The sequence below is a fragment of the Komagataeibacter rhaeticus genome, from assembly GCF_011611525.1.
Lineage (GTDB): Bacteria > Pseudomonadota > Alphaproteobacteria > Acetobacterales > Acetobacteraceae > Komagataeibacter > Komagataeibacter rhaeticus.
Window position 1 is genome coordinate 1,531,056 of record NZ_CP050139.1, and the last position, 11,769, is coordinate 1,542,824.

7 protein-coding genes are annotated in these 11,769 nt (G+C 67.5%); 4 read left to right on the plus strand and 3 right to left on the minus strand.

The window, feature by feature from the left end:
* Positions 1–16: 16 nt before the first annotated feature.
* Both treS and GWK63_RS06915 read right to left on the minus strand, forming a co-directional pair.
* On the minus strand, positions 17–3,319 hold the full coding sequence (treS, locus tag GWK63_RS06910; protein ID WP_007398306.1) for a maltose alpha-D-glucosyltransferase: 3,303 nt from the start codon (positions 3,317–3,319) through the stop codon (positions 17–19).
* Positions 3,316–6,558, minus strand: coding sequence for a maltotransferase domain-containing protein (locus tag GWK63_RS06915; RefSeq protein WP_007398307.1), 3,243 nt, complete (start codon positions 6,556–6,558; stop codon positions 3,316–3,318). Before GWK63_RS06915 ends, treS begins: the two co-directional genes overlap by 4 nt.
* A 303-nt stretch (positions 6,559–6,861) precedes the next feature.
* Between GWK63_RS06915 and GWK63_RS06920 the strand changes: the two genes are divergently transcribed.
* The 4 genes from GWK63_RS06920 to GWK63_RS06935 are packed head-to-tail and all read left to right on the plus strand — an operon-like array spanning position 6,862 to position 10,469.
* Complete coding sequence (locus tag GWK63_RS06920) at positions 6,862–7,983, plus strand: Gfo/Idh/MocA family protein (RefSeq protein WP_007398309.1); 1,122 nt, start codon at positions 6,862–6,864, stop codon at positions 7,981–7,983.
* A 34-nt stretch (positions 7,984–8,017) separates the two neighbouring features.
* On the plus strand, positions 8,018–9,124 hold the full coding sequence (locus GWK63_RS06925; RefSeq protein ID WP_039998845.1) for an acyl-CoA dehydrogenase family protein: 1,107 nt from the start codon (positions 8,018–8,020) through the stop codon (positions 9,122–9,124).
* Positions 9,124–9,852: a PIG-L deacetylase family protein gene (locus tag GWK63_RS06930; protein ID WP_039998768.1), complete on the plus strand. Its 729-nt coding sequence runs from the start codon at positions 9,124–9,126 to the stop codon at positions 9,850–9,852. Before GWK63_RS06925 ends, GWK63_RS06930 begins: the two co-directional genes overlap by 1 nt.
* Positions 9,849–10,469, plus strand: coding sequence for an SAM-dependent methyltransferase (locus tag GWK63_RS06935; RefSeq protein ID WP_007398312.1), 621 nt, complete (start codon positions 9,849–9,851; stop codon positions 10,467–10,469). The genes GWK63_RS06930 and GWK63_RS06935 overlap by 4 nt, the downstream gene beginning before the upstream one ends.
* Before the next feature lie 148 nt (positions 10,470–10,617).
* Here GWK63_RS06935 and GWK63_RS06940 read toward each other — a convergent pair whose 3' ends face one another.
* The gene (locus GWK63_RS06940) at positions 10,618–11,751 is read right to left on the minus strand and encodes a glycosyltransferase (RefSeq protein WP_007398313.1); all 1,134 of its coding nucleotides are present in this window, start codon (positions 11,749–11,751) and stop codon (positions 10,618–10,620) included.
* Positions 11,752–11,769: the final 18 nt, after the last annotated feature.

The window sequence follows — 11,769 nt, forward strand, 5'->3', positions numbered from 1 at the left end:
ATGGTGGCCGGGCGGGTCAGGCCGGGGCCTGCCCCTTCGTCTCCTCTGGTGAAAGGGGGGGGAGCCCCGCAAGCGCCGCCAGGCCCGCCATGGGGGTGGCCAGCCAGCCGGGGCGGTTCGCGGCTTCGTAGCGGATTTCGTAGGCCGCCTTTTCCAGCAGGAAAAGCTGAAGGAGGTCGGCCAGTACCGGCGTGGTGCCGATCGCGGCCACGGCATCCCCCATGCCGCTTTTCCACCCTTCAAGGAATATCCGGCCCGCTTCCTCGCCAAAGGCGGTGACATAGGCGCTGGAACGCGCGGCCGACTGTTCCGCGCCGGGGTGGCTGCCGGTCTCGCCCCCGTCCAGCCGTGCGGTCTCGACCGCATAGGCGATCGAGCGCAGCAGCCCCGCCACATCGCGCAGCGGGCTGTGTCTGGCGCGGCGTTCGGCCAGCGGCACCATGGGCTGGCCCTCGAAATCTATGATGACCACGTCATTTTCCACCACCAGGACCTGGCCCAGATGGAAATCCCCATGGATACGGGTCATGAGCGTGCCCACCGCGCCGCGCGCCAGTTCCTCCACCCGCTCAAGCAGCCGGGCGCGTTCGGCGCACAGCCGTGTTGCCAGCGCCCGCATGTCCGGCTGGGGCGGATCGGGCCGGTGTTCAAGACTGTCCAGCGCCGCCGTGATGCCCGCGCGGATATCCGCAACCCAGCCCTGCACGATGGCGGGTGTCGCGGCCTGCGGGGCAAAGGCCGCATCCGCCACCGGCCGGGCCAGCAGCGCATGCATCCCGCCCAGCCGGAGGCCAAGGCGGTGGAAGAAGGCGATGTGATCGGCCCGGTCCTCCGCCGCTTCATCACCGCTCAGCGCCAGATCGGTGGCGGTGGCGCGCAGGTAGTTCACGCTCCAGCTCCAGCCATCGCCCTGATTGGGCATGAACCCTTCCGCAATGGCCAGCACATGTGGCGTGCCCGTGGCGTCGATATGGGTGACGTCACCCAGATAGGGCGCGATGCCTGTTGCGCCATGGCGGGTCAGGAAAGCGGTCATCTCCGCCTCGGGGTGGATGCCGGGGTGCAGGTGGCGCAGCAGCTTGAGTACCACCCTGTCGGCTATGACCAGTGAACTGTTGCTCTGCTCGGCACTGAGCCAGTGAATGGGGGCATCGGGCGGGAGGGACAGGTCATGGAGGGCGGGGGTGGCGTTAAAGACGATTTCACCATCCTCCGCCTGCAGGCGGGCCGTGCGGGCGAACGCCGCCATGAATTCGGTGGCAAGCGCGGGCAGGGTAAACCCGTCGGTCAGGTAGCCCACCCTGCGGCCCCGGCGCACGCGGCACAGCGCCAGCTGCTGGGGCAGGGCGGGCAGGCTCCCGCTTTCCCACGCAATGTCCAGCGGCAGGAAATAGCTGGCTTCCTGCGTGCCCACCATCGCGCTGATCCGGGTCAGGACCAGTTGCGCGCCCAGCGGCACGACCATGCCGACATGCACGGCCGAGACCGGCTGCCCGCGCGCGGCGGCCCATCGCCGCACGGGCAGGTAGGCGGGCAGGATCTCCTTTTCCAGCACCTGGCGGGCGGCAGGCGTGAACACATCGCCCATGCCGTGGCGCAGCACCAGCGTGCGCAGTTCGGGCAGGGGTTCGGGGGCGGGCACATGCCATGTGGGGCTGTCGGTCAGCGCGCACAGGCGGAACCATATGAAGCCATAGGGCGGCAGGGTCAGCAGGTAGGGTAGCTGGCCGATGGGGGGAAACACGCTCTGGGCAATCATTTCCACCGGCACCCGGCCCGCGAAGGGCGACAGGTCCAGTTCCACCGCCTGCGCCGAACGCGCAAGGTTTGCGACACACAGGATCGTCTCGTCCGCGTATGCGCGCAGATAGGCCAGGATCTTGCGGTTGCCCGGTGACAGGAAGGTCAGCACACCCCGCCCGAAGGCCTGCGTGCGCGCACGCACCGCCAGCATGCGCCGCATCCAGTTCAGCAGCGAATATGGATCGCGGCGCTGGGTTTCGGCATTGACCGCCGCGTAACCATAAAGCGGGTCCATGATGACCGGCAGCACCAGGCGTTCGGGGTCGGCGCGGGAAAACCCGCCATTGCGGTCAGGCGACCACTGCATGGGCGTGCGCACGCCATCGCGGTCGCCCAGCTGGATGTTGTCCCCCATCCCGATTTCATCGCCATAATACAGCACCGGCGTGCCGGGCATGGACAGAAGCAGGCTGTTGAGCAGTTCGATCCGCCTGCGGTCACGCTCCAGCAGGGGGGAAAGCCTGCGCCGGATGCCAAGGTTGAGGCGCGCGCGCCGGTCGGCGGCATAGGTGTTCCACATGTCGTCGCGCTCGCTGTCGGTTACCATTTCCAGCGTCAGTTCATCGTGGTTGCGCAGGAAGACGGCCCACTGGCAGCCGGGCGGTATGTCCGGTGTCTGGCGCATGATGTCGGTTATGGGGAAGCGGTCCTCGCGCGCCATGGCCAGGTACATGCGCGGCATGAGCGGGAAGTGGAAGGCCATGTGGCATTCATCGCCATTGCCGAAATACTCGCTGGTATCCTCCGGCCACTGGTTGGCTTCGGCCAGCAGCATGCGGTTCCTGAAGCGCGCATCAAGCGCCGTGCGCAGGCGGCGCAGGATGGCGTGTGTCTCGGGCAGGTTTTCGTTCGACGTGCCCTCGCGTTCCACCAGATAGGGAATGGCATCCAGCCGCAGGCCGTCAATGCCCAGTTCCAGCCAGAACGACATGACCCCCAGTATGGCGGTCAGCACATGCGGGCTGTCAAAGTTCAGGTCGGGCTGGTGGGCATAGAAGCGGTGCCAGAAAAACGCGCCCGCCACGGGGTCGTAGGTCCAGTTCGCGGTCTCGGTATCGCAGAAGATCACCCGCGTGTCCGCGTAGCGGTCCGGTGTATCCGACCAGACATAGAAATTGCGCGCGACCGATCCCGGCCTGGCCTGCCGGGCGCGCTGGAACCACGGATGCTGGTCCGATGTATGGTTGATGACCAGTTCGGTAATGACGCGGATGTTGCGCGCATGCGCCGCCTGCACGAAGTGGCGTACATCGGCCAGTGTGCCGTAATCGGGGTGGACCGCGCGGTAGGCCGATATGTCATAGCCGTCATCGCGCCGGGGGGAAGGATAGAAGGGCAGCAGCCACACCGTGTTGACCCCCAGTTCGGCAATATAGTCCAGCCGGGATGTCAGGCCACGGAAATCGCCGATGCCATCATTATCCGAATCAAAAAAGGACTTGATATGGACCTGGTAGATCACCGCGTCCTTGTACCACAGCGGGTCATCGGACAGCTGGCTGGCGGCGCGTTTCATGGGGCTGTCCCTCCTGCCGGGCTGACCTGCCAGATCGCATGGGGCCTGTCGCGGGGGTCAAGGCGCACATGCTGTATCCTGCCGGTCCACACGGCATGCCGCCCGTCCAGCAGATCATGGGAGAGAAGGGAGGCATTATCGGAAAGTTTCCATTCCCACAGGGGAATTTCAAAATCCGCTTCCTGTGCGGCCTCCGGGTCCAGGCTTATGGCAACCAGGATCATGTCGGACTGGCCGGGCGCCATCTTGCCGAAATACACGATCCGGTCATTGAAGATGGTGTAGAACCGCAGGCCCATATGGCTCTGGAGCGCGCGGTGGCGCAGGCGCAGTGCGTTCAGCGCCGTGATCTCGGCGATGATGTTGCCCGGCGCCGCCCAGTCACGCTGGCGGATCTGGTATTTTTCCGAATCAAGATACTCCTCGCGCCCCGGCAGGGCGGTGGCGTCACACAGTTCGAACCCCGCGTACAGCCCCCACAGTCCCGACAGCGTGCAGGCAAGTGCCGCGCGGATCAGGTGACCGGCGCGACCGGATTCCTGCACGAAAAGGGGGTTGATGTCGGGCGTGTTGACAAAGAAATGCGGGCGGAAGAAATCACTGACCGGCGGCGTGGTCAGCTCGGTCATGTAGGCGATCAGTTCGGCCTTGGTCGTGCGCCATGTAAAATAGGTGTAGGACTGCGTAAAACCGGCCTTGGCCAGCCGGTACATCATTTTGGGCGCGGTAAAGGCCTCGGCCAGGAACAGCACGTCGGGATGGGGGGCCTGTACCTGCCCGATCAGCCATTCCCAGAACGGCAGTGGCTTGGTATGCGGGTTGTCGACGCGGAAAATCCGCACGCCCCGGTCCACCCAGAACAGCACGATGTCCAGCAGCGCCTGCCACAATGGCGGGATGGCGGTGGGGGCATAGAAATCCACATTGACAATGTCCTCGTATTTCTTGGGCGGGTTTTCCGCGTAATGGAGCGTGCCATCGGCCCGGTGGGCAAACCATTCGGGGTGGGCCGCCAGCCACGGGTGATCGGGCGCGCACTGGATGGCAAAATCCAGCGCCAGTTCCATGCCATGCCCCCGCACGGCGGCAACCAGCGCATCGAAATCCGCCATCGTGCCCAGTTCGGGATGAATGGCGTCATGGCCGCCGGCGCTGCTGCCTATGGCATAGGGGCTGCCCGGATCACCCGCGCGCGCCTGCCGCGCGTTGTTCGCCCCCTTGCGGTTGACATGGCCGATGGGGTGGATGGGGGGCAGGTACAGCACCCCGAACCCCATGGCGCGGATGGCGGGCAGGCGCCCGATCACGTCGCGCAGCGTGCCATGCGCGCCGGGTGTTGTGCCAAGCGAACGGGGAAAGAGTTCATACCAGTTGCCAAAGCGCGCCGCCCCGCGGTCCACCCATATGCGCAGCGGGGCGGCCAGCGTGGCATGGAATGGCCGCTGGTCCGCCTGTTCCACCATGGTGGCGGTGGTGGGGGCAAGCAGCAGTTCGGCCGCCCTGTCATGGTCCAGCGTGGCCAGGTGGTCCATCATGGGGGCCAGTTCCCGCGCCACGGGCGCGGGTGCCGCGTGCATGGTGTGTTCCAGCAGCGCGCGGCCATCGGCAATGTCGGCGGTGTCCATCACGCCCGCCGCGTGCCTGCGGGCGAGGTCGCGCGCATAGGTGCCAAAATCGTCCCGCCATGCCTCGATCGTGAATATCCATGGCCCGACCCGGTCCGGCGCGATGTAACCCCGCCAGCGGCTGTTGCCGATGGGCTGCATGGCGGCATGGCGCCATGTGGCGTCCCCTTCGGGCCGCCACAGCACGCGGGCACGCAGCAGGTCGTGTCCGTCCATGAAGATATCGGCCTCCACCGCCACGCTGTCGCCAGTCACCGCCCTGGCGGGGAAACGCCCGGCGTCAACGCTGGGGGCCACGGCTTCAATGACAATGCGCGGCAGGGTACGCAGGTCCGGGGTGGCGGGGGCTACGGGGCGGCGCAGGGCGGGTTGCGGGCGAACCTGCAGCACGCGTACCGCGCCCGGCGCCAGCGTGACCTCCCCCGTGGGGGATGGCGCAAAGTCAGGTTCACCGTCAATGGCGTGACAAAAGGCAAAACTGCTGTCCCGTTCCGCCAGCAGCGGCGCAAGCCGGGCCTGCGCGGGCCGGATGGTGGAGGGATTGACCAGCACAAGGCGCAGCGGCGCGGGTTCCCCCCGGCGGGTGTCGCCCTGTCGGGTCATGACCGTCAGCCCGTCCACGGTCATGACCGGCATGTCCCGGTTGGTGGGAACGGGCAGAGCGTCGGCGTGGACCATCCGCCCGGCATGGCGCAGGGCGGCGTGCAGGGCAGGGCGATACGGGGGCAACGGCCCATCGGCCTGCCCCGGCGCATCAGGCGGGTCGCCAAAGCCTGCAGGCACCAGCACTCCGTCCCCTATTGCCGCAGCCAGCCGCAGCGCCATGCCGGGCGGGGTTCCATTCCCCACCGCCGCGCTGGCCGCCAGTGGCACGGGGCAGGCCAGCAGGCCGGTATGGGGCGGCAGGCCGTGGCGTTCCGCGCCCAGCCAGGGGGCAGTCCGGTCCCACCACGCAACGGAGGACGCGACCATGTCCACCCCGGTTGCGGCAATGGCCAGCGTGCCGGCATGGTCCAGCCCCACCGTCCAGCCAATCCACCGGCAGCCGGGCCGGACCTGCCGGGTTGCGGCAATGATGCGCGCCAGCGTGGCCACCGGCAGGCGCTGGGGGGCATCACAGCGGAAGCCCGCAATGCCCGCATGCAGCAGCATGGCGGTGATTTCCTGCCAGTAGGCCACGATTTCGGCTTCATGGGCGCCGTAGTCCAGCCGGGCGGCACGGGCATCCGCCCCGTCGGGCAGGCACCATTGCGGCCTGTGGCGCGCCAGTGCGCCATCACGGGCAATACGGTCCAGCGGCAGGTCCAGCAGGATGGCCAGCCCATGGCGGCGCCCCAGCTGGGCCAGCGCGCCCAGGCTGTCGGGCAGCGGCGCGGTCCATGCCGGCATGGACCCGGCCTCATGATGCGACGAGACAAGGAAGGGATCAGCCCCACTGGCAAAAAGCGGGGCGACCAGTATTTCGGTAAAGCCTGCATCGGCGCAGCGGGACAGCACCGCCTCCCACCGCTGCGGCCAAGCCAGGGTGGCAGGATGGACAGACTGGATGAACGGGGTCCATGCCGGGGCGGGCGTGCGCGGCGGGGAGCGGGTGGTGACGGTTTGCTCCTCCATGCCCGTATGCTCCTGCCTTGCCTGTCGGCCTGTTGTCCATCAGCACGGATGCAGGTCGGCACAGGACGTGGGACGCAGATGCCATGGCCCGTGCCCGTAACCGGGGTGCCGGCCGGTGAACGTGGGCCGCATCGTACAGGTTCCGTATCGGGCAAATATAAATGGCCCGTTACACCGTAACCTGCCGCCCCATGACCGTCATTACTGGATTGTGGCACAGAAAAAGGCAGGGCGGTTCAGGGCGCAACCCCCGGCGGCACGTCACGTTCATCAGGGTATCTGGCAATAACGTGGAAGAGCGCCATGTCCCGCAATACCGAAAAGCCCCGGGTCCGCTATGCCGTGATTGGCGGTGGCCAGATCGCGCAGCAGGCCTTCATGCCCGGCATGGCGCGCGCCAGCAATTCCACGCTGGCCGCACTGGTGACGGGCGACCCGCAAAAGGCAGGCAGGCTGGCCACGCGATACGATATTCCGGCGTATCATTATGATGACCTGCCTGAACTGATCCATTCGGGTGATATTGACGCGGTCTATCTGGCCACCCCCAACGCGCTGCACCGGCGTTATGCCGTACCGGTGCTGGAAGCGGGGCTGCACCTGATGGTGGAAAAACCCATGGCCACCAGCGTGGAGGACTGCGAAGCCATGCTGGAAGCGCAAAGGCGCGGCGGTGGCAGGCTGATGGTCGCCTATCGCCTGCATTGCGAGCCGGGCACGCTGGAACTGATCTCGCGCTGCCGCAATGGTGACTTCGGGCACCTTATGGCGTTCACGTCCATCTTCGGGCAGAATTTTTCCGAAGCCAACCATCGCGGCCATTCCGGCTACTGGTCCGGCCCGGTGCCGGACATGGGCACCTATCCGCTCAATGCGGTGCGCAACCTGTTTGCGCGCGAACCGGCCGAAGTCCATGCCGTGGGTAGCAGGACACCGGGGCGCGGGTTCAATTTTGACGATACGGTCTCGGTTACGCTCCGCTTTGCCGAAGGGCAGATGGCGCAGTTCCTGGTCAGCTATGCCTGCGCGCCGGTCGAGAATTTTACCCTGACAGGCAACAGGGGGAGTGTCCTGGCCACGCCATGCTACATGTTTGGTCCCGATGTCGGCATTACCTATACCACCACCCTCGACGGGCGCAAGGAAACCCGCCGTCATGACCCGGTGGAGCAGTTCGGGGGAGAGATCGCCTATTTTTCCGACTGCATCCTTCACGGCCATGACCCTGAACCCGATGGGGACGAGGGGCTGCGTGACGTGCGTGTCCTTGCCGCGATCGAGCGCGCGCTGCTGACCGGCCAGCCACAGGCGCTGGCCCCCATGCCGCCCGCCCGCATAGCACTGCCCGATCAGGTCATGGCCCTGCCACCGGTGCGTGAACCCCGCGCGGACGAACTGATCGGCATCGTGCCCCAGTCCGCCTGATTTGGTATTCCCGCCAGACATGATCGGCCGGTTCATGACCTTTCCCTTTGAAGCCCTGTCGGCCTGCCGCGCGGAACTGGAGGCGGAAGCCACCATCAATGATGGCCCGGCGGCCTTCCCCCGCCACGGGCTGGACCGCCTGCGGGCGCTGGGCGTGCTGTCGGCCGCCCTGCCACAGGCATGCGGGGGGCACGGGTTTGGCACCGAAGCCCATGGCGCGTCGGGGCTGCTGCATATGCTGCGTCTGGTAGGCCATGGCAGTCTGGCGCTGGGCCGCATTGTGGAGGGGCATGTGAACGCGCTGCGCCTGATCGCCTGCTATGGAACGCAGGCCCGGATGGCGCAGGTGGCGGCAGCAGTGCACGATGGCGCCCTGTTTGGCGTGTGGGTGACCGATGGCGCGCAGCCGCTGGCCATGGAAGCGGGTGACGGTGCCGTGACATTGCATGGCGGCAAGGCATTCGCGTCCGGTGTGGGGCATGTGACCCATGCCCTTGTCACGGCGGCAACGCAGGGGGGCAATGTGCACATGCTGCTGGTGGGGGTGGCGGATACATCGCGCGTCCATCATGGCCCCGACGGGCTTGCGGGCATGCGGGGCGCGGGCACGGGGCGGTATGATTTTACCGGCATGGGGGTGCAGGCGGACTGCATGGTGGGACAGGCGGGGGATTACCTGCGCCAGCCCGAGTTTTCGGCCGGGGCATGGCGGGCCATGGCCGTGGCGCTGGGCGGGATTGAACGGCTGGCCACTGTACTGCGTGAACAGCTTGCCGCGCGCGGGCGCGCACAGGCCCCGGCCCAGCAGGCGCGGATCGGTGATGCGCTGATCGCGGCGGAAACCGCGTTCTTATGGACGCACAGGGCCGCCATGCTGGCCGCCGCCCCCGACCGGCATGCCACGGGTGATATTGCCGCCACCGTCAACCTTGCCCGCCTTGCGGTGGAACGGGCGGGGCTGGAGGTGATCGGACTGGTCCAGCGCGGGCTGGGGCTTGCGGCCTTTGTGCGTACCAATCCGGCCGAGCGCCTGCTGCGTGACCTGGCCACCTACCTGCGCCAGCCCGCCCCGGACGAGACCCTGTGCGAGGCGGCCGGATGGTTCACCCACCGTGACCTGCCCCGCATGGAGGCAACGTGATGAAGGCCGCCGCCCTGCACGCCGCCCTGCATGCGCTGCCGGTGGTGCCGCTGGCTGACATCGTGCCGGGCACGGCCATGATCCTGGCGCCGCATCCTGATGATGAAAGCCTTGGTTGTGGCGGGCTGATCGCCGCGTGCTGTGCCGCGGGGCGGCCACCGCTGGTGGTGGTCATGACCGATGGCGTGGCGTCCCATCCGCATTCATCCGACTGGCCCGCCACCCGGCTGCGCATGCAGCGGCAGGGGGAAACCCTGCGCGCGGTGGCCTGCCTTGGGCTTGCGGCCCAGCGTGTCGTGTTCCTCAACCTGCCCGATACCGCAGTTCCGCATGAAGGCCGCCTGTTCACGCGGGTCGTGACCACGCTGGCCGGGCTGGCCCGCCGCCATGGCTGCGCCACGGTGCTTGCCCCATGGTGGGCCGATCCGCATTGCGATCATGAAGCAACATGGAAAACCGGCGTTGCCCTGTGCCAGCAGGGTGGTTTCGCGCTGTGGGCTTATCCCGTATGGGGCTGGCTTCTTGCGCCGGACAGGGAAATGGATGAGGGGGCACCGCATGGCGTAAGGCTGGACATCACCGCCTGTCGCGCGGCGAAGGCGCAGGCGGTGCGGATGCATGAAAGCCAGTACGGCGGCCTGATTACCGATGACCCGACCGGCTTTACCCTGCCCGAAACCCTGCTGGATGCGCTGATCACGGATTTTGAGGTCTTTGTCAGGCCATGAACACACATAGCTGGCCGCGGGCGGTGTTCGAGCGCCTGCACATCCGTCATGCCAACCCGTGGGGCGTGGGCACAAGTGCCTACGAGCGGCGCAAATACCGCCAGACCCTTGCCCTGCTGGCGGGCCGGCATTTCATGAACGCGCTGGAACTGGGCTGCTCGATCGGGGTGATGACCGCACGGCTGGCGCGGCAGTGTGACCGGCTGCTGGCGGTGGATGTGTCCCGTATCGCACTCCGGCGTGCCCGGCTGCGCTGTACCGGGCGGGAAGGGGTGTCGTTCTACCGTGGGCACCTGCCCGGCGGCTTTCCCGCCCTGCCGGCGCGGGGGTGTGACCTGATCGTGATTTCGGAGCTGCTGTATTTCCTCTCCCCCGCCGATATCACGCGCCTTGCCGGCCAGTGCCTGCGGGTGCGCAGGTCCGGTGCCCCGATCATGCTGGTGAACTGGACCGGCCCGACCGATACGCCCTGCACCGGCGATGAGGCGGCCCGTCACTTCGTGGCCTGCTGCCTGCGGGCGGGGCTGCGGGTGGTCCATGCCCGCCGTCATGTCGGCTACCGCCTTGACATGCTTGCGGATGGCGGGGACGGGGCGGATACAGCCGTGACGGACTGAAAACCGGTCAGGAATGGCACGCTGACAGGGATTTCCGGCTACCGTCCCGCATCAAGCCGGGGCACCGTGCGTGGCAGCGCGCAGGCGGCGGTGCCTCCGGCCCCATGGGCAGGAGAAATGGGCCGGGCAGGTTTTTTAGGGTCTCTTCTCAATTTACTGGCTGCCGGTGCCTGTGCGCCGTCCGCGTGGCCGAGCGGCGGGCCAGCAACTGCCGCACCACGCGCCGTGCCTGCCGGTGATGCGTGGCCAGTTCCGCGCGCCGGACGGGAACGCGCACCAGCGCGGGGCTTGCTTGTTCCAGACTGTCCCACGCCACGCCGAGGAAATGCGCGCGCGCCATCCGCTCCACTTCGGCCGGGGGCAGGTCCAGCTGGTACGCAAGCCCGCACATCTCTACCCCCCATTGCCCGGACATGCGGGGCAGGGCGCGCAGCCGCCGCAGGGCCGCGCGGGCGCGGGCGCGGCGCAGGCAGGTCAGGGCGGGTTCAAGGCTTTCGTCCAGCAGGTCATCCTGCCTGAGCAGGCGGCGGGCCATGGTGTCGGCCATGCCGCCGCGCGCGCGGCCCAGCGTGCGGCCCGATACCGTAACCAGCACGTCGGGCGCATGGCGGATCACACCGTCCACCCGTCGCACCGCCTTCAGGAAAGCCCGGTCCTCGCCCAATGGCAGCGGTGGCAGGCCGCCCGCGCGCCGCCACATGACCACGGATACGGCAATGCTGGCACCGGAATGCTCGGCATGGCGGGGCCACGGGTCGTGCGGGTCGGGGTCCACCAGGTCATGGATGCGGTCCAGCAGCATTCCGTAGCCGGTTTCCATCCGGTCATCCTCATGCAGGTGCATGGGAATGAGGGCAGCGTCCGCCGGGTTGATCAGGGCACGGCCACATACGGCATCCGCCCCTTCCTCGAAGGCGGCCAGGGTATTGGCCAGCCAGTCGGGGGCCACGGTGCCATCGGCATCGGTTGTCAGGATCACGCCGTCCGGCCCTGCCAGGGACGCGGCAATTTCCATGGCTTCGCAGCGCGCGGTACCCGCATGGGCAAGGGGGGCGGGATAGGTGCGCTCCACCCCATGCACGACAAAGGGCAGGTGCGGCGCCAGTGCGGGCAGCATATCGCGCGTGGCGTCGGTACAGTTGTTGAGCAGCAGCACGGCGTGGGCCAGCCGCGCGCCCTGCTGCCCCGCCAGCGCATGCAGGCAGGCTGCGATCCGTTCGGCCTCGTTGCGCACGGGAATGGCCACGACAGGGGTAGGGGCGGTGAACCTGACCGGCGGCATGCGTCACCTGCTGGAGTG